The 19,640-nt window shown below is 36.9% G+C and carries 14 protein-coding genes; 3 read left to right on the top strand and 11 right to left on the bottom strand.

Going from position 1 to position 19,640, the window contains the following annotated elements:
• Positions 1–74 precede the first annotated feature (74 nt).
• From truA to GQR54_RS07010, 5 genes are all read right to left on the bottom strand, one after another.
• Complete coding sequence (gene truA / locus GQR54_RS07030; RefSeq protein WP_166376974.1) at positions 75–872, bottom strand: tRNA pseudouridine(38-40) synthase TruA; 798 nt, start codon at positions 870–872, stop codon at positions 75–77.
• A gap of 148 nt (positions 873–1,020) precedes the next feature.
• Positions 1,021–5,199 carry a FimV/HubP family polar landmark protein gene (locus GQR54_RS07025; RefSeq protein ID WP_166376973.1) on the bottom strand — a complete coding sequence of 1,393 codons (4,179 nt, stop codon included), beginning with the start codon at positions 5,197–5,199 and terminating at the stop codon, positions 1,021–1,023.
• Between the two features lie 354 nt (positions 5,200–5,553).
• A complete protein-coding gene (locus tag GQR54_RS07020; protein ID WP_007586655.1) occupies positions 5,554–6,570 on the bottom strand; it encodes an aspartate-semialdehyde dehydrogenase in 1,017 nt (338 codons plus the stop codon).
• 48 nt (positions 6,571–6,618) lie between these two features.
• Positions 6,619–7,740, bottom strand: coding sequence for a 4-phosphoerythronate dehydrogenase (locus tag GQR54_RS07015; RefSeq protein ID WP_166376972.1), 1,122 nt, complete (start codon positions 7,738–7,740; stop codon positions 6,619–6,621).
• A 265-nt stretch (positions 7,741–8,005) separates the two neighbouring features.
• On the bottom strand, positions 8,006–10,228 hold the full coding sequence (locus GQR54_RS07010; protein WP_166376971.1) for a TonB-dependent receptor: 2,223 nt from the start codon (positions 10,226–10,228) through the stop codon (positions 8,006–8,008).
• A 408-nt stretch (positions 10,229–10,636) separates the two neighbouring features.
• Here GQR54_RS07010 and GQR54_RS07005 point away from each other — a divergent pair, with 408 nt between their 5' ends.
• On the top strand, positions 10,637–11,227 hold the full coding sequence (locus GQR54_RS07005; RefSeq protein ID WP_010553852.1) for a LuxR C-terminal-related transcriptional regulator: 591 nt from the start codon (positions 10,637–10,639) through the stop codon (positions 11,225–11,227).
• Here GQR54_RS07005 and GQR54_RS07000 read toward each other — a convergent pair.
• The 6 genes from GQR54_RS07000 to GQR54_RS06975 form a co-directional block, all read right to left on the bottom strand.
• A complete protein-coding gene (locus GQR54_RS07000) occupies positions 11,217–12,068 on the bottom strand; it encodes a hypothetical protein (protein ID WP_166376970.1) in 852 nt (283 codons plus the stop codon). The genes GQR54_RS07005 and GQR54_RS07000 overlap by 11 nt on opposite strands.
• Complete coding sequence (locus GQR54_RS06995) at positions 12,058–14,466, bottom strand: fimbria/pilus outer membrane usher protein (RefSeq protein WP_166376969.1); 2,409 nt, start codon at positions 14,464–14,466, stop codon at positions 12,058–12,060. Before GQR54_RS06995 ends, GQR54_RS07000 begins: the two co-directional genes overlap by 11 nt.
• A 2-nt stretch (positions 14,467–14,468) precedes the next feature.
• The gene (locus GQR54_RS06990) at positions 14,469–15,110 is read right to left on the bottom strand and encodes a hypothetical protein (protein ID WP_240918903.1); all 642 of its coding nucleotides are present in this window, start codon (positions 15,108–15,110) and stop codon (positions 14,469–14,471) included.
• 74 nt (positions 15,111–15,184) lie between these two features.
• On the bottom strand, positions 15,185–15,883 hold the full coding sequence (locus GQR54_RS06985; protein WP_166376967.1) for a molecular chaperone: 699 nt from the start codon (positions 15,881–15,883) through the stop codon (positions 15,185–15,187).
• Positions 15,884–15,938: 55 nt separating this feature from the next.
• Positions 15,939–16,415, bottom strand: a complete 477-nt coding sequence (locus tag GQR54_RS06980; protein WP_024597953.1) for a hypothetical protein — start codon at positions 16,413–16,415, stop codon at positions 15,939–15,941.
• 53 nt (positions 16,416–16,468) lie between these two features.
• Complete coding sequence (locus tag GQR54_RS06975; RefSeq protein ID WP_166376966.1) at positions 16,469–16,939, bottom strand: hypothetical protein; 471 nt, start codon at positions 16,937–16,939, stop codon at positions 16,469–16,471.
• 519 nt (positions 16,940–17,458) lie between these two features.
• On the opposite strand from GQR54_RS06975, the gene GQR54_RS06970 reads away from it, so the two are divergent.
• Together GQR54_RS06970 and GQR54_RS06965 are read left to right on the top strand one after the other, a co-directional pair.
• Entirely contained in the window at positions 17,459–18,625 is a 1,167-nt protein-coding gene (locus tag GQR54_RS06970; protein WP_166376965.1) for a porin, read from the top strand.
• Positions 18,626–18,637: 12 nt separating this feature from the next.
• On the top strand, positions 18,638–19,045 hold the full coding sequence (locus GQR54_RS06965) for a phosphate ABC transporter substrate-binding protein (RefSeq protein ID WP_166376964.1): 408 nt from the start codon (positions 18,638–18,640) through the stop codon (positions 19,043–19,045).
• The last annotated feature ends 595 nt before the right edge of the window (positions 19,046–19,640 follow it).

The raw sequence follows: 19,640 nt of genomic DNA, 5'->3' as shown, positions 1-19,640 counted from the left end.
CAATTAAAACATGAATTACACTAACGCGGTATAAAAAACTGGTCTTAGTAGTTAAAAGTGCTCATAAAAAGTACTTATACCACATCTATATCAGGCAAAAATAAAGGGCCTAAAGGTGTTTGAGGAATATTAAATTGCTCAGGGTAGTCAACATCCACTAAATACAAACCAGCAGCCTTAGCGGTAGCACTGGCCTTTGCGCGTTCTTTACAATCAAGTAACTCTTTTATCCATATAGGTTGTTGTTTATGTAAACCAACATCCATTAAGCTGCCTGTGATATTACGTACCATGTGATGTAAAAATGCATTCGCTTTAATATCAATAATAACGTAAGTACCTTGGCGCTGTACCGACAGATGATGAATTGTTCTTGTCGGTGTATTCGCTTGGCAATGTATCGCTCTAAAAGAGGTGAAATCGTGTTTACCTATTAAGTACTGACACGCCTCTTGCATCTTTGTTTCATCAAGATGATGATGAAAATGCGTAACACCCTCGTTTAATACCGCACCTCGTAGGGGGGAGTTATAAATAACATAGCGATAACGACGAGCTGTAGCACTAAAACGGGCATGAAAGTCATCAGCAACCGGTTGGGCAAAGCGAATAGCAATATCTTTAGGCATTAAAGTATTCATACCTAGTGTAAATGCGACCATATCGCGATCGGCTTGCGTTTCAAAGTGTATTACTTGGCCTGTACCGTGCACACCAGCATCTGTACGCCCTGCACATATAACTTCAACAGGATGATTACAAATACGCGACAACGCTCTTTCTACTTCTTGCTGTACGCTATTTACATGTGATTGACGCTGCCAACCACTATAACGTGCGCCGTTGTATTCAACTCCAAGTGCTACTCGCATAATTACCGTTTTACCTACTGTGCTAATGAACGAGGCATTTTATGCTATCTAACGATGCAATAAAAGGAGACCTGTCGTAATCAAACCAATACACATAAAAAAACCCGTATTTAGCTAAGCTAGATACGGGTTCTTATAAACATTTTAATTATTTTAGTTTAGCTTTTAAGCTAAGTGCTTCCTCTTGAACTTCTTCAGGACCTTTGTTAATAACATCCTCAATGACTTTAAGCGCAGAATCAAAATCATCAATTTCAATATAAGCACGCGCTAAATCAAGTTTAGCTGAGTAGCCACCACTTTCAGCATCAACATCCGTTGGGTTATCACCTGCAAGTAATGCATCAAACTCACTCAAACCGACATCCATATTAACGTCGGTGTAAGGTTCGTGTTCAAGTTCAGCGTCGTCACTTTCTTCTAATAATGAATCAATATCTACAAATTCATCATTATCAAGTTGCTCAACATCACTACTTTCAACAAGTGACTCTTTTGTAGTTAATGAATCATCTGTCTCTAAGTCTTCTTTTAGCAAGCTGTCAAAGTCAACATCAAATTCACTGCTGTCATCAACACTTAACTCTTCAGGCTCTGCTAACTCACTAAGTAATGAATCAAAATCAGTTTGCGTCAAATTCGACATAAACTCTTCATCAAGTTCGTCGTCAGAGCTAATATCAGTGCCACCCACTTCATCTAAGCTTGTTAACTGTGCTTCGCGCTCTGCATTTGTTTGCTCTTGCGATTCGTCTGATAACTCATCAGTTAGCGCTTGCTCTAAACTATCTTCGTCAAATTCAGCATCTAATTCAGAAAAATCATTTTCAATTAAAATCTCATCATCAAAATCATCTTCTAAACTATCTAAATCAGTATCTGCCATAAGTGCGTTTGCTAAATCTTGTTCAGCCTGGCTGGAAGCGACTCCCGGTGCCTCACCATCTAAATCATCCCCTTGTAATTCTTCAGGGGTAAATGGCAACTCACTTTCTAATGTTTCTTGAACTTCATCAAGGTTAAGAGGTTTGATGTTATCTTCAATACTTGGTGGTTCAACAGAATCAACCTCATCATTAATTTTTTTAAGTAAATCATCATCAAGCGACTCATCTTCAATCTCAGTTTCTAATTCAGAGAAGTCATTATCAATTAATAGTTCATCATCAAAATCATCTTCTAAACTATCTAAATCACCATCTGCCATAAGCGCATTTGCGAGATCTTTCTCTGTTTGACTAAGTGCTACTGCATTTTCATCATCTAATGCTTCTTCTTTGGGTTCTTGCGACTCAAACGAGGGCTCACTTTCTAATAATGGTTGAGCGTCGTCTAATTCGAGTTCAGGATATTCATCCAACTCTTCACTTGGCGTTACAAGCTCGCTATCAAGCTGCTCTTCAATTTCAGTAAGATCTGAATCATCGTCGCCCGCTAGCGGATCGTCACCAAGGTCTACTTCTATTTCTTCAAGATCATCATCAAGCTCGTCTAAAGACCAATCAGGTGTTTCTAAATAGTCATCATCTGTAGTTTGCTGTAGCTCATTTAAAAGCTCATCAACGCTCTTTAAAGTATCATCTGTATATTCTTCAAGTGCATCTTCAGGATCAAGAAGCGACTCTGATGTGTCTGAAAAATCATCAACCGTTACGTCTATAAGTTCTGGCTCTTCTTCAAGCTCTGGCTCTTGTGCAAGTTCTGGTTCTTCTTCAAGCTTAGGCTCTTCTGCAAGCTCTGGCTCATCGTAAAGCTCTGGCTCTTCTTCAAGCTCTGGCTCTTCTTCAAGCTCTGGCTCTTCTTCAAGCTCTGGCTCTTCTTCAAGCTCTGGCTCTTCTTCAAGCTCTGGCTCTTTTTCAAGCTCTGGCTCTTCTTCAAGTTCAGGCTCTTCTTCAAGCTCTGGCTCTTCTGCAAGTTCAGGCTCTTCTTCAAGCTCCGGCTCTTCTTCAAGCTCCGGCTCTTCTTCAAGCTCTGGCTCTTTTTCAAGCTCTGGCTCTTTTTCAAGCTCTGGCTCTTCTGCAAGTTCAGGCTCTTCTTCAAGCTCTGGCTCTTCATTTAATGATGAAGCAAGCGACTCAATATCATCAACATTTAATTCTCCTTGAGCATCTGCCAAATCCTCAACTGAGTCTGCCAATGCATTATCAATTTCTGAATCTCTTACATCTGAAATTTTTAATTCATCATCAATTAGGTTATCTATGGCGTCTAAATTAAAGTCGTCACTTTCCTCAACTAAAGAGTCACTTGCAGTATCAACCGCTGCCTCACCAATTAAGCTATCTATGTCGTCTAAATCAAAGTCGTTACTTTCCTCAACTAATGAATCATTTGCAGTATCAACTGCTGCCTCATCAATTAGGTTATCTATGTCGTCTAAATCAAAGTCATCACTTTCCTCAACTAATGAATCATTTGCAGTATCAACTGCTGCCTCATCAATTAAGCTATCTATGTCGTCTAAATCAAAGTCGTCGCTTTCCTCAACTAATGAATCATCTGCAGTATCAACCGCTGCTTCATCAATTAAGCTATCTATGTCGTCTAAATCAAAGTCGTCACTTTCCTCAACTAATGAATCATCTGCAGTATCAACCGCTGCCTCATCAATTAAGCTATCTATGTCGTCTAAATCAAAGTCGTCGCTTTCCTCAGCTAATGAATCATCTGCAGTGTCAACCGCTGCTTCATCAATTAAGCTATCTATGTCATCTAAATCAAAATCGTCGCTTTCTTCTAGAAGTTCATCTTTGTCGAGTAACTCTGCATCAATTGAGTTATCTACCACATCACTTTTTAGGTCATTTGCTTCATCAATTAAGCTATCTATATCGTCTAAATCAAAGTCGTCGCTTGTATCAAGTCCAGCTGAAGTGTTATTTGAGGTATCTAATTCTGTTGATGTTTGATCTAATAATTCATCTATATCAAAATTATCATCATCTGCAAGCTCCTCACTTAAAGCCGCCATTTCATCATGAGACTCTAAGCTATCATCCTCTAAAGCTTCGCTTGTTTGCGGTGCATCAAACTCAGGTAGACTATCGTCTTCATCAAACAAGCTATCTAAATCGTCATTAGTTAGAATTTCATCATTGTTTATTGAGTCATCAGATAAATCTAAATCTATATCTTCAGCGTTTTCATCTGAAGGTTGATCAAACCCTTGCTGCATAAAAATATCGAGCTCATCATTGTCATCGGAATTTTCATCATCAAAAACAATGTCATCACTTAGCAGGCTTTCAAGCTCATCCTGATCGAGTAAATTTTCACCATCAGAAAAATCATCGTTTAAATCATCATCAGGCAAAATATCATTTTCGAGACTATCATCAAGTTGAACACTCAAGTCATCTAAGGGATCGGGCACAATTGGATCATCATTTAAGCTTGAATCTAAATCGTCATCTCCAGTGTAAGTTGGGGTTTGCGGCGAAAATTCATCATCGTTTTGAGGCTTTTCTTGATTACTTGCTCGTTTGCGTAAAAACATAATAATTGCGAAAATAATCAGTAGTCCAGGAATAAACATTAATAAACCTAGCGCTATGGGATTTGAAAATAATGAGCTTAAATCAAACGACTCTTTTGGTATTATCTCTTGTTTTTTTTGCTGAGCAATAATCTCGTTTTGTTTAGCAATGAGTTCTTTTAACTGATTTTGAATTTCACTATCTTGTCCTAACTGTAAACGTAAGTTTTCGAGATCTTTTGAAATTCCTGATAATTGTTTTTTAAGATTATTATTTTCGACTAAAATTTCTTCAACACTACTTACAGAATTTTTAAATTGTTGTTGTAACTCAACCAGCTTAGTACCTTGCTCTGCTTTTATTTCATTTAATTCTTTCTGTATCTCTTTTTTAGCATCATCTACGTCGACTTTACGTGCTTGAGTTACTTTTGTTTGTGCTGAGGTAATTTCGCTTTGCGCAAGCGTGCCATTTTTTTTCTTTTCCCATAATGCATCATCTTGCTCAGAACGTTGCTTTGCTAGCTGCGTATTTACACCTTTTATTTCGGCTAGGGTAGGGATTTTTAAATAGGCACCATTTTGAATATGGTTAATGTTTTGTTCTAAGAATGAGCCGGGATTTTTGTTATACAAAGCCTGCATAACTTGATAAATGCTAACGGAGTTATCTGGGCGCACTTTAGCCGCTATACGCCAAAGTGTATCAGTTGGTTTAATTGGCCCAATAGATCGCCCTTGCGCACCATAGTCAACGCCTTTAGGTCCCTTTAATTGGGTACTGTCTTGAGAGTAAACTGGCGTTACTATCAATGCAGACGCTAATATAATAAGTGTAACTAAACCGCGCATGCTGATCCTTTAGTATTTAAATATTAACAATGCACCCAAAACTTAAGTGCGTAAATAGTGTTTATTATTGCTGCTATCAGCCAAATGACTGACTCGCATTTATTATTACAATCTGTTTTTATTGCAAGCTCTATTCCAATTATAAACTATAAACCAGTTAAGGCTTAATATCCATCGCAACACCTTGAAAATAAATGCCTTAAAACATCTTTACTAATATTAATTTATTGAGTGTTATCAATCAGTTTTTATACTTTTAAAATTAAACGGCAAAAAATTGACAAGCTCTATAAACAAAAAGCGGCAAACAAATAATGTTTACCGCTTCTAAAATGTGTTCAGCGCTATTAACTATTACATGTAGTTAGCAATGAGCTCTTCTGCAATTTGAATGCTGTTGGTTGCAGCACCTTTACGAGTATTATCACTTACAACCCACATATTTAACCCATGTGGATGAGAAATGTCAGCACGTAAACGCCCTATATATACAGTATCGTTACCACTTGCATCAGACACTGCGGTAGGGTAATCACCTTCATCATCAATTAGCTCAACACCAGGCGCATCTTTTAAAAGTTGCTTGACGTGTTCAAAGTCATAAGGCATGCGCGTTTCAATATTAATTGATTCTGAATGACCAAAAAATACGGGGACACGTACACATGTAGGATTTACTGCAATGGTGGTATCACCTAAAATTTTATGAGTTTCGTTTACCATTTTCATTTCTTCGCGTGTATAGCCATTATCTTCAAAGCTATCAATTTGAGGAATAACGTTAAATGCAATTTGCTTTGGAAATACTTTATTATCCATAGGGCGTGCATTCATCAAATTAGCTGTCTGCTTTGCAAGTTCATCAACCGCTTCTTTACCTGCGCCCGATACAGCTTGGTAAGTAGATACGTTGATACGGTCTATTCCGTAAGCATCATAAATTGGTTTAAGTGCTAGCATCATCTGAATAGTTGAACAGTTAGGGTTAGCAATAATATTACGATTCCTAAAATCAGCTAGGCTTGAAGCATTAACTTCTGGAACCACTAGTGGGATTTCAAAATCATTTCTAAAGTGCGATGTATTATCGATTACAATACAGCCGGCATCAGCAGCAATAGGAGCATATTTTTCAGATACACTACCACCAGCAGAAAACAAACCTATATGCGCTTGGCTAAAATCAAAGCCTTCAACGTCAAGTACTTCAATGGTCTCACCACGAAACTTTATGTCTTCACCTGCGCTGCGGCTGCTCGCAAGTAAAAAAAGCTGATCTACAGGAAACTTACGATCTGCTAGCGTTTCAATGATTTGACGGCCTACTAAACCAGTAGCGCCAAGTACGGCAACGTTATATTTTTGCGACATATTTCTTCCTCTATAAACGACATTAAAACAACATCGTTAGTTAAATAATTATTTAGCTATGCTAAAGCCAAGTTGGCTAAGTGCTGCTAGTTGTGGGCTATCACCTTGTAGGAATAAGGTGCTAAATTCTCGCCTTACCGGATAGTTTTTACGTAAACTATCAAAGCCCTCACCTTCTAAATGACGAAGTAAAATTCCGTCATCGCGGCGTACGTCATAAATTAAATGCACCAAACGGGCAATATCTTGCTCGCTTAGGCTTTGCGTAACAGTTGCATTTGTAATAGCAGGTATTGGTAAAAAATCATCCAACGATTTACTCACCTCTACACCTTTTAGGTCACACAATTTTTGATACAACATTTGTGTACCTCGTGCTTTCCCCTCAAGTGTATGCCCTGCGATATGCACACTGGCATAACGCACATGCTCTAGTAATTCAGTTAGAATATTGGGCTCTTTTTCCCATACATCAAGTACTATATCTAAATCAGCCCCAGCTTCCATTACCTCAAGCAATGCTTGATTATCAATTACGTCGCCTCGGCTTGCATTAATTAGCGTGAGTCCTGGCTTAAGTGCTTGTAATCGCTCTTTATTCATCATGTGCAGCGTTTTGTGCTCGCCACTTTTAATAAGTGGAACATGAAAAGTAACAACATCTGATTGCGCTAATAACTCATCAAGCGCTACATGCTCTTGTAGTAAGCCCTGTTCGTGCTTAATTGGATCGCATAACAGTACGTCGACATTTAATGCTTTTAATTTTTGCGACAAACACGTGCCAATGTTACCCATTCCTACAATACCAATTGTTTGACCACACAATGGGCGCGCATTTTCTTGGCTTAATGCAAATAAACTACTAATTACATATTCAGCTACAGCAACGGCATTACAACCAGGAGCACTGGTAAAAGCAATATTTCTATCATGCAGTAATTGCGTATCAATATGGTCAATGCCAATTGTGGCAGTCCCCACAAAGCTCAGCTTGTTAGCTTGTGCCAATAGTTCATGATTAACATTAGTCACTGAACGAGTAAGGAGTACATCTACATTTATTAATTGTTCAGGCGTTAATTTACGACCATCAAAACGCTCGACCTCACCAAAGTCTGCAAAGTACTGCTCAACTAAAGGCATATTTTGATCGGCAAGAATTTTCATCACTGAGTCCGTTTGGCAATTAAGTGGCGCCATTGTAACGAACAACCAAGCCTTTACACAAACTAAAAAGGCGTATTTTAGCTGATACAAATACTTAAAAATGGTTATGTTGATTGTTTTAAATCAGCAATTTAAATTAGGGATTTAAATTATGTGGATAATAATTTTACTATTGAATATATAAAGGCCGAATCACAGCATGATTCGGCCTTTGTTATGAAAAATAAACTTCAATTACATTGAATTTTATTTAGTTGATTTTAGTTTATAGCTCAAAATCTTTTTTGAATTTCAAACCAAATTCACTGCGGTCATTACTGCGCATTACACCAACAAAACCTGATTGTTGTAGGCGACCAACATCGTAAACTTCGTTTAGAACGTTTTCACCATACAGTGTAACTTCCATATCGCCATATGGATTAGTGTACGAAATATTAAAACCAACTAGTTCACGAGAATCAATGGTCTCACTTTGGTTGTAAACTGATTGACCTTGCATTTCACTGCGATACGAATAATTAGCATTAAACGCAAGTGTTGCGCCACTCTCTAAATCCATAAAGTAAGAAGGTGCAACCATGACAGTCCAGCGTGGCGTCAGTGCTGGTGAATCGCCTTTACCTATGCCTTGTACGCCCTCAGCCACTTCTGTTATTTCAGAATCTAAATAACCAACTGCACTACGAATAGTAAAGTCATCAGTAATAGCAACGGTTGTTTCAAGCTCAATACCTTGCGCTTTAGATTGACCTGCATTTTCTACAATTGTTACAAAGCCACCACCCGCTGTTGGATCTGAAAACGGCAATGCTAAATCGGTGTAATCAGTCACAAATACCGCAAGCATCATAGATACATTTTCGTGTACTTGGCCTTTTAAGCCCATTTCGTAGTTAATCGCTTTTGTTTCGTCAAACGATACAAATTGATCTGGTCCACCAAATGGACGCGGTGGAAAACCACCTGTTTGATAGCCTTTTTGAATCTGGCCATAAACATTCATATTATTGCTAAGCTGATAAGATGCATTTACATCCCACGTAACCGCATCAAAATCTGCACTTACATATTTACGAGTTGGAAATGATGGGAATATAGCATTTGCATCTTTTTCATCTTTTGAATAACGAAGGCCACCACCTACCGTTAAATCGTCAGTTAAATCGTAGCTAGCATTAATATATGCTGCATACGAATTAGTTTCTTGGTTAATTTCAAATTCGCCGTAACCGCCAAATGATTCTGTTACACCATCATTCAACAAGCCATTAGGTGTATTAAATGGGCTAAATACGAACGGGCCTGAACGTGTAAAGCCATCTTCATTAAAAAAGTAAAGACCAGATACAAAGTCCATATTATCGAATGTTGCATTTAGCTGAACTTCAAATGAGTACTGATCAGCACCGCCCTCCTCTGGAAACTCAGACAAGTTTAAAGGTGATGCATCATCATCTAGGCCACCTTCATACTCAGATGTACGGTAGCTTGAGATAAACTTAGTGGTATAAGTATCGTTAATTGCCCAATCGGCTGAAAACGATGTGCCCCAACCTGAGTAAGAGGTAGATTCAATACCCGCAACAGTTGTGCCTAAATCATCAGGGTCTGATGGAATTAAATCTTGAGTCAATAATGGGAAGTCGCCATTATTAACATCATTTGAGTCTAGTGGGTCTGTCAATTCAATTGTATAAGGCGATTGGCCTGACTCGTTATCAACCCCATCTAAAGAAAAAATGAATGCTAAGTCGGTATTTGCTTGCCATTTAAGTGCAACACGGCCGCTAAACTCCTCTTCTTCACCAATTTCTTTTTCTGGGTTTGCTAAATTAACAGCTTCGCCCACACCATCACGTGTTTTGTAAGATGCACTTGCAGACATACTTACATCATCTGTCAGTGAGTTATTAAAATAAACATCGCCAGCAATACGTCCACGACTCCCCAGCTTAGCTGTAGTAGTAACAATACCTTCATCACCAGGTTGCTTTGTAATTACATTTACAGCGCCACCTAATGTATTACGGCCATATAAAGTACCTTGTGGGCCACGAAGCACTTCAACACGCTCAACATTAGGTAATGATAAGTTAGAACCCATTTGACGACCTAAGTACACACCATCAAGATACACACCCACACCCGGATCGGTAGTTATTATGTGATCTTGCAAACCTATACCGCGGATAAATACAGACGCATGCGCAGAATTGCCCACGCCATAGCGGGTAATATTTAAATTTGGAACATATTTACCAATATCTTCTAGGTTACTCATATTGGCTTTATCAATTAGGTTAGCGCCAATTGAAGTGATAGCGGTTGGAGATTCAAACAGGCTCTCTGTACGTTTACGAGCTGTGACTTCTATCTTTTCAAATGCGTCTTGTTTAGCTGTTTTTTTAGTTTCTTCGGCGTTTACAGAGGTAGTGAGTGCAGCAAAAATTGCTAGACTTAGCTGTGAGAGGTTACGTAATTTCAAAATATTCTCCAAAGGATACCGTGTGATTTAGTTATGCATTTATACTTAAGAGTATAAATTTCAGGCATAAAAAAAGATGCGTAATGCATCTTTCCTCTGGATGGGTATTATATGACAGAATTGTGAAGAAATGTATAAATTATTTGAATAAATGTATAAAGAATAAAAGCAATTTAGACATTGTTAGCTTTAGGTGGATTATCATAAATAAAGAACATTAATATCAACCTCACTAAAAAGCTGTTTTAAAACAAAAAACCGCATAAATACAATTTTAAAAAGCACATAAAACGTACTTTACACATGTACTTTAGTGTATAAAAAAAGAGCTACAACACATTCTCCTATCATTGAAATTAACTAAAAATAAGAATATAGTACTAAAATGTAGTCTATGGATAGAATATTATGAATATTGAAAACACAGCTGATAAAAGCCTCAAATGCTTCACAAATCCAAATTACACTTCACTTTTTTGTGTTGCAGCTGACTTCAACGTTTTACTTGTTAATTATCAAGCTTTAAACGTCATTACCAATTATGAACTTATTAATCAATTCATGCTAAAAAATGGTCACCAAGGACTGGTAATTTTTGATGTCCCAAAAGACTGCGATGTACTAGCATTAAAAGAGTGGCCAAATTTAAAAGGATTGTTTTACGAAGGCACTGACGAAGTACTACTTCAACAAGGATTAGAAGCCATTGAACAAGGAAAGTTATGGTTCCCTCGTGCAGTAACCGATGATTGGATGAGGCAAATGCTAGCGAGTGAACAACAAACTACGCTGCAATCAAACAACTTAACCTGCAAAGAAATGAAAGTATTAAACTTATTATTTTCTGGCTTACATTCAAGTGCAATTGCCGACACTTTATTTATAAGTGAAGCTACTGTTCGCGTTCACCTACACAAGGTTTACCAAAAAATTGCTGTGAAAAATAAGCAACAAGCATTACTTTGGTGTCAAAAAAACTTAAATAGAATTAATAGTTAAGTGGGCTTATTTGAAACCTTATTATGTCAGAATATTCACCGGCAGCTTGCCTTTCAAAATCATTTAGCTGAATTTTTAAAGGTAATAAGTAAACGGTTTGCCCTGAATATGAGAATTTATGTTGTGATACGTTATTTAGTTCAAGCCAACTTCCTGCCAGATCTAGACTGTAATTAATTGCATATTTATCTCTATAGAGACTGTGTATTAATTTACCATTATTATCTGAACTTACAGATAATTGAATATCTGAATTAGTAACAACTTGTAAACTAGGTAACATAGTGTATTCCTTACCCGGTATTAGCTCTCCCAAATTAATAGTATTTGAAAATGTATTATACCCAAGTACAGAAAGACTTGTTCTAGGTATAATATTTTCTTGAATGCTATATTCTCGTTCATCTAACAACTTGCTCCCCTGATCGTATAATTTCATTTGGAGTCTATCTGTATAGACACCAGCTTTAATCGGCGTTCCTGATGGTATTAGTAATGACAATATCGTCGAAGAATTAGTAAAGCTCAACTTTAAAGTTGATGTGCTAACTAACTGACTCTGTATACTTTGCATTTGGTACGGAACACTTTGAAATTGCCCTTTTAACTGAGCTTGGTTCTCACTTGTAATCAAGAGCTGTAATTGACAACTCTCATCATTAATAACGCTTATACGTAGCTCTTTCTTAGAGTCTACTTGCTGTAAGGCATGGTAGCTTTCAAAATCATCATAAATATGTTCAACCTTATCGAACCTAGCAGCACATTGCGCATGAATTAAAGGCGTAAAAATAAATAGTGCTAAACCACCCAATAATAAACTTACTTTTTTATTGTACATAAATAGCTCCTTTGCGCTGTAATTGTTCACCTTCAGATACTTCAATCGTAAAATGTGACTTTTCTGCATTCTTAAGTGTAATTTCATAATTACAGGCGGTTAAACCTGTTAATGCAAATCGTCCTTTTTTATTCGTAAAAAATGTATGCTCTTTCTTACTACTATTATCTAAACAAATAGCCGTTCCAACCTGTAAAGATAGTGGCTTTTTTTGTTGGTCGTACAGCGTTGCAATGACTGATATGTTAGCGGCAGTCCCTATTGTAATTGCATGACCCGTTCGATAAGGTGAATAAAGAGTAATAATACCAGAACCTATATCATACCCTGGCGCTAAGTTATCAATATCGACTGCAACGTTGGTTGAGGCGTATGAACTTATATCGTTCAATAAAATAGTCTCGAAGTCTTCATTATCTGCCCTATATTCATCTTCATATTGCCCCAATATAACTTTTTTTCCTTTAAGGCTAGAGTGAGGTTTTACTAAAGCGAAGCTATCGTATATGGGTTTCCCAACAGCCCAACTCTTATCTGCAAATGCTATACTTGATGCCAAACTTAATCGGCTCTGATGGTAAGCTGAGTCCTCATTAAATTGCTCGTAAAAACTCCCATGATCAAAGTTCATAACAAAACGATTCGCGTTATATTGAGTATTTAAATCAAAAACAGCTTCATTTTGATCATTTTTTTCAAGCCCAGCTCTTATGTTCAAAGCTCCTACATAGCGCTGATTACTATCTTGAGAGAATTCTAAACGTGTTTTGTCACGCCTAGATTGATGAGATAATTTAGCCCGTCGAGTATTAGAAAACTTATAAGTGACAGACAACCTTACATCCCATTGACTTTCTTCAGCGAGACCCTCCCACTGCCCACCTAAACTATATCTCCATTGGCTATTATCGATCTCACCAGAAAGACTAACCCCAATTGATTTATCAAATTGAGCTTCATCATATGACCTTGATAAGCTTGTAAAAAAAGATGTTTGCGTATTATCGCCCCAAAAAAAACTATAATTAGCCTGAATATAATGCTCCCTTAAGCGAGAACTAGATTGAGAATCAGGCCGATAACCAAGGCCTGTAAAATATCTTGATGAGTATTCATAACCCACCGTAATGTCAGTGTTATTATCACTATGATTTCTATAGTTACTATAAACAATGCGATAAGCATGGCCTGTTTTTTCATTGAAACTTATCGCATTTTCAAACGCAATCTGTCCAATTTTAGCTGCATAAATATTTTTAAAACCAACCTGCTGAGAATACTCATCACCCTGTACTGCCGCACCCGCTGTCCAGCTAGGTGTAATGCCATAATCAAGATAAAAGCTGGCTAGTGGCTCGTCGTAATCATAATCTAGCTCACTACCTAAGCGTGAAGGAACGCCTAAATGAAACTCATATTCAAGTTGCCCTTGAGCAAAAAGATCTAAACCTGTCGTTACGTCAAAATCAACAAAACGCACAACTCCTGCTATATCAGTGATCCTCAAAGTAATATTATTGCTTCCTTCATTAAGGGGAATATCATCAAGAGAATATATACCTGCGGCTAAATTAAGTTTTTGTACTATCCGCTCGCCAACTAACACCTCTACAGAAGATGGACTCTCTAAGGTAAAGCTACGAGAAGCACTGGGTCTGATAGGTCTGTCAGAAACTAGCGAAAAATCATGTGAAAGCGACAAACCTAGTACCCGTGCTGTTGATTGAAAATAACTACCTGAACTATAATTATCACCGACTGATATACGTAACCCACTAAGTGGTAGGTCATGTATTATACGAGTACCTAAGCGCCTAATATTTGATGAAGTAGGAGTTACTTCAGATAAATACTCCACTTCGTTTTCTAAAACCCACCCTTCCCAGCTCACTACCATTTCAGAGCGAATAGCTAAGAGCTCATCTATTTTGTCCTCGCCTTTATCTTGCTGATAAAAATAACTTGAATAAGCATTAACAAATCCACTTAGCTTAGCGGGTTCCGATGCTGTTAAATTCCTTGAATCAGATTTTAAACTTAGCTGTTGAGGGCGAGTCAGTGTAAGAGGTACTGATATTTCTAAGCTAAAATCACTCATATCGAATGAAATATTATATCCAAATGACTCTAATGCTTTTGTATCAATAACATTCTTATTAACTTTAAACTCTAAAGAATCAAAATCTTCTGAAAATAAAAGTCGTTCGAATGAAACTTTAATTTCACTCCATTTAAGTGATAAATTATCATTTGGGTCAACTGCAAGAGTTAATTTACCAATAGAATTTTTATTCAATTCTGCTTCAACGCTGAGTTCGATGGTTCTTTTAGACGGGTTAATTTTTGAATAACATAATTGAGTAAAGCTCAATAAAAATATGCATAATAAAACTCGCATAACTAGCGAGCCAGCACTAAACGTAAATGATTTAAACTTCCTTCCTGTAAAGATTGTGGCATAGGAATTTTTATGACACTGGTGCTATTAGGAGCAAAAAAAACATCGTATCCGTTTGCTTTTAATTGATCTTTTAAAATTCGATCGCTCAGGGTTTTATTTTTAGTGATTTTTATTTCATAATCACTTAATCGTCCTGCCCCTTTTCCTTCATTTAATACTTCAGTGACAATAAAGCCATCCTCAACATGAGGTTCTTTTATAGTCAGTTTAGGAACTAATCTAAGTTGATCCAAATGAACAATTAAATTTACGTTTAAAAGCATCGTAAGTTGTGAATGCTTATTTATAGACTGGTTTGCAATGGGCTGCTCAATCAAACTAACTTGATAGCTTTTATCTGTACTAGGAAGTTTTTTATCTAACCATCTAAATTGCAACTGCTGGCTTTGCCCTGGTTGCAAAAATAGCGATGGAGGAAAAACCCACAATGGAGAGTCATCTAAAGAAATTAATTTAGGCGTGCCTTGAGAAAAGTCAATTTCGTAAATTTGGATATCAAAAGCAATGTCTCTTGGTAATTGATTATGAACCAAGCTAGAAGCGTTACTCGAACGACTATCAGGAGAGAAAGTAACCACCATAGGCGTTACTTCTACAGCAAAAACAGGTGCAATTACAATTATATATATAAAAAAGTAACTGCATATCCGCAGCATTAAAAATTGACCTCTAGCTCACTGCTTGCTGCATTAAATCTTGCTGGGATTTTTATTGAAACCTCACGGCTAGATTTTGGTAATAAAATTTTTCCAGTCAATACTTTACTCAATTCAGCCCCTTCTAATAATAGCTCTTGATCATCGCCTTTAATAAGCCACTGTGCCTGCGATAAGCGAATATATTTATTACCTGTATTTTCCAGAAGCACATTCCATGTTTCTGTATCTACTTGGTGTTTATTTTTAATTAATAATTTTGCCTCAGCACCTTTAGGCACCACATTAAACAAAGTTCTAAAGCTAACTGACATACCAACGCCTGATTGCCCCGCTTTCTCTAAATCAACAGATACCTGATCAATGGCTACACGGTACGCTTTCGAATTTTCTAATATTGGTTCCCCAATATATCGAACAATTACCGATTGACTTTTTCCGGACGGAATAATCGTAGTCATAGGGATAATTAAAAAATCATCTTCGTTCGCGTTTAATGTTTCATCACCGTTGGGATCTATTAACAAATCGAAAGCAGATATCTCAATAGTTAAAGGACTATCGGAAGGGTTTGATATGCGAATGGTTTGCTGTGACTGGCTACCTGATGATTCAAGCTCTGCGACCATTGGTTTAACTTGGAAAGCTTCTGTAGAATATGAAATTAATAATACTGTAATTAGAAATATATAACGCATATAAAGTCCCTCTTAATAAATTAAAAGGCAGTAGCTACTGCCTTTTATATACTAATTAGTTAGCTGTAATTGCCAACATAAGCGTATCTGCGTAAGTACCTGCATAAACGGGTGCTTGTGTTACAGTTAGTAAAATATTTCCAGCAACACCACCTGCTGCCAGCGTTGGCGAACCAGGCTGACTTTGCGACTCAGACTGATCGTTTTGGCCATTCTCAGCTGAAAGCGTAAAATCAAATGTCCCTGCCGTTAATTTTGCTGTATAGCCAACACCACGATCTTCATGATCAGCATTTTGCAAGTGCCCTTCAGATGTCGTTAATGACATTGTTGCACCATCAACATCATTACACTGCAAATCAAAGCCTACATTCTTAGTTGCACCATTTGATAATGTTTGAAAGAATTGTGTAGTGTTAATGTTGCTCACCCCACAAACCGATGACACTGCACCACCTACATTTAGATTTTCAGCAAATGCTGCGCCAGATGTTAGAGTTGCGATTGCTGATAACACGATTAACTTTTTCATTTTAATATTCCTTATCCATGTGACATATTTGTTTATATTTAATAGTTAGTGTTTTACCAAACTCCACCAGATACAACCGATGGTGTCATTTCTATGCGAAGCACATCCTGGTAACTTCCGGCATAAATTAAAGGCTCATCTAGTTTTAGTTGTAATTTAGCTACGCTGTTAAATAGAATCTCATCAACATCAAAATTGTACATAGATTTGAGCTCAAGTGCCGTTGCAGAAACGTCGCGTGAAACGCCCTCTATTGACCAATTAAGGTTATAAGCATTTATTTGAGTACTTTGCTGATGGCGCAGGCCACCGTTTTCAGATTGCATTGATACTCGCATAGGTGAATTGCAATTAATCACTAGCTTTGTACTCGCAAGGCCATCTGAAGAAAACTGAAGGTTGTTATTTTGAGTAGTAAAGCCGCACACTGGTGAAATATGACCTACCAGAGTTAAACTTACTTCATCGTTACTGTATGCATTCATTGCAAAGCAACATAATAAAAACCAAGTTAGCTTCTTCATCAGTCTCATTTCCCTTGAGTAACTCGCTAAGACAGCTAGATATTAAGCAAAATATAAAAATAATACAGTTGATATTTGTTTATAAAATAGTAACCATGCGTGAGTGCAAAAATTCGCGTGCCGAGGAACATATAAACGTTCGAGCTAAATACACAGCTTCAACCTCTCTCCTTTCCTCCAAAGCTGAGCCACAAGGCCTATCAATAAAGCGCTTAGTGTTTACAAACCAATTGCAAATAAGTAAACAAAAACAAACAACAATAAAATAAGCTAGATATATACAGTCATAATCATCTAAAAATTCTTCAGTAGTATTTTATATGAATCTCTTTCAAATTTAACGCCGCATAAAATTTCAAAAAACACACTAATAAACAAAAAATTTTACAAGTGTAAACATACATCATTCTAATGTTTGAAATTTATTTTGATTAATACGCTAATTCCATTAGATAATTATTGAAATCGACTCTATAATCTTCATGAAATCAACATTTAAATAACAAATAGGAACAACATATGAAAAAGCTATCTGTAGCAGTGGCTGTATGTGCAGTTTTAGCATCTAGCTATGCTAGTGCTGAGGTAAGAATTAATGGTTTTGCATCAATTATCGGTGGTAAAAGTCTGGACAACTTAGATCACATAGCTGATCCAAATGATCCGGATGATAATCCTACTATATATGGCTATGATGACGATATCTCTTTTAAAAATGAGAGTAAATTCGCTTTACAATTATCTGCAGACCTACATGAAAAGCTAACAGCTACGGCTCAAATTATTGCGCGTGGAGAGGATGACTTTGACGCTACATTCGAATGGGCATACGTTACTTATGAATACAGCGATGAACTGCAATTTAGCGCGGGTAAAATGCGTGCTCCATTTTACAAATATTCTGACTTTTTAGATGTAGGCTATGCATATCGTTGGGTACGTCCGCCAAAATCAGTATACGGTATCCCATTTTCAACTTACGAAGGTCTTAGTTTAGTTTACAGCTCACAATTAGGTGATTGGGATTCTACGCTTCAAGGTTTTTACGGTGCATTCGATGGTGATATTGATGTATTCGGTACAGAGTTACCGGCTGAATTAAATAACTTTGGCGGCGTAAACTGGAACCTATCTTACGACTGGTTTAGTGCTCGTGTAGCATATATGGTTGCGGATACGAGTATCTCATCAGAGGATAGCGGCCTTTTAGGGCTTGCTGGTGCATTATCAGATAATGGCTTAACTGATACGGCGAATGATCTTATCACTGATGAAGATAAAACAACCTTCGTTGGCGTTGGTTTTTCTATTGATTATGAAAACTTTTTGTTTGATGCCGAATATACACAATTTGAGGTTGAAGACAGTATACTACCAAAACAGTCACAGTATTATGCATCCGTTGGTTATCGTATTGACAGTGTAATTGTTCATTTTACATATGAAGATAATGATGACAAGCATGACTCATCACGTTTTAATACCATTGAGTCAATACCAACCTTAAACTCGGCTGTAAATGGTGCTCTTGAAGGTCTTCGTGCACAAAGTAACGTATACACAATTGGTGCACGTTATGATTTTCACCCTTCCGCTGCTTTCAAAATCGACTTTAGTCGTTTTGAAGATGACATAACTGACACAGAGACGGATGTTGTAGCTGTTGGTGTAGACCTTGTCTTTTAATTGGAGCTTATGATGAAAAAATTAATTTTAGTAAGTGCACTTTCATTGTGCTCGATTAATGCATTTGCAGACATTGCTGTGATTATTAATCCAAGCAATATTAATACTGTAGATACAGATACAATCAAAAAGATTTACTTAGGCAAAAGTAAGTCATTTAGCAATGGCGATAAAGTTAATCCAGTGGATCAAGACGGTACGTCTGTAGCTGATGAATTTAACGACAAAGTAGTCGGAAAATCGAGTAGTCAGTTAAATGCGTATTGGTCAAAACTAATATTTACAGGTAAAGGGACACCTCCTGAAAAGCTTGCATCTGACCAAGCTGTTATTGATTTTGTTGCTGCAAATAACGACGCTATTGGCTATATTGATAGCGCTAAAGTCAGTGATAAAATAAAAGTAATTGCTACTTTTTAATCTTTCAAAACTGATATAGAACCACCATCTATTTAAAAGTGAGCAGTTAAAGATATTTAGCTGCTCAATTAACTAACTTAAAATTCATTTACTCTGCTTTGAACGTCCTATATAAGCAATAGAGTCCAAGTACTTCCCTCTAAAAGCGGTAAAAGTAATTTAGCTCTTTTACCTTGCAAAATTTCTCGCTTAATATTGCGACTTAAATACTTACTTACCTCTACTAATGATGGAGGATAACTTTTCCTACTATTGATAGTTTGTTGAGAAATTTATTTTGGCGAAATAATGACTCAAATATAATAGTAGGCAATCTAGCCTTAGAAATTGAACTTATTAACAGAGCACAGATATCATAAAGGTAGAAGATAGTTGTGAAAGGATTTTTGCTTGAGAAAAAGGTGCTCGTTATACCTATTCGCTTAATTAAGTGATCTATTTTGAGGTAAAAAATCGTGTCTATAACAATACAAATATTTCGTTATTTATTTGTTCTATATCAGAGATTTTTAACGCAGTTAGCGTCAGATTTAATCACTCAAATTGGTTGAGTATTATTGCAGATTGGTATCAACTGATTTAATGCAGCGCTTAG

This window comes from Pseudoalteromonas sp. Z9A4, from assembly GCF_011378845.1.
Lineage (GTDB): Bacteria > Pseudomonadota > Gammaproteobacteria > Enterobacterales > Alteromonadaceae > Pseudoalteromonas > Pseudoalteromonas arctica.
The sequence above is the reverse complement of the archived record's forward strand: the minus strand, read 5'-3'. Positions and strand labels throughout refer to the sequence as shown.

Coding starts and splice junctions, on each gene's coding strand:
- truA (WP_166376974.1), bottom strand. CDS start 872: ATGCGAGTAGCACTTGGAGTTGAATACAACGGCGCACGTTATAGTGGT.
- GQR54_RS06990 (WP_240918903.1), bottom strand. CDS start 15,110: ATGGTGGTTACTTTCTCTCCTGATAGTCGTTCGAGTAACGCTTCTAGC.
- GQR54_RS06970 (WP_166376965.1), top strand. CDS start 17,459: ATGAAAAAGCTATCTGTAGCAGTGGCTGTATGTGCAGTTTTAGCATCT.
- GQR54_RS06995 (WP_166376969.1), bottom strand. CDS start 14,466: ATGCGAGTTTTATTATGCATATTTTTATTGAGCTTTACTCAATTATGT.
- GQR54_RS07025 (WP_166376973.1), bottom strand. CDS start 5,199: ATGCGCGGTTTAGTTACACTTATTATATTAGCGTCTGCATTGATAGTA.
- GQR54_RS07000 (WP_166376970.1), bottom strand. CDS start 12,068: ATGTACAATAAAAAAGTAAGTTTATTATTGGGTGGTTTAGCACTATTT.
- GQR54_RS07015 (WP_166376972.1), bottom strand. CDS start 7,740: ATGAAAATTCTTGCCGATCAAAATATGCCTTTAGTTGAGCAGTACTTT.
- GQR54_RS06985 (WP_166376967.1), bottom strand. CDS start 15,883: ATGCGTTATATATTTCTAATTACAGTATTATTAATTTCATATTCTACA.
- GQR54_RS06965 (WP_166376964.1), top strand. CDS start 18,638: ATGAAAAAATTAATTTTAGTAAGTGCACTTTCATTGTGCTCGATTAAT.
- GQR54_RS06980 (WP_024597953.1), bottom strand. CDS start 16,415: ATGAAAAAGTTAATCGTGTTATCAGCAATCGCAACTCTAACATCTGGC.
- GQR54_RS07005 (WP_010553852.1), top strand. CDS start 10,637: ATGAATATTGAAAACACAGCTGATAAAAGCCTCAAATGCTTCACAAAT.
- GQR54_RS07020 (WP_007586655.1), bottom strand. CDS start 6,570: ATGTCGCAAAAATATAACGTTGCCGTACTTGGCGCTACTGGTTTAGTA.
- GQR54_RS06975 (WP_166376966.1), bottom strand. CDS start 16,939: ATGAAGAAGCTAACTTGGTTTTTATTATGTTGCTTTGCAATGAATGCA.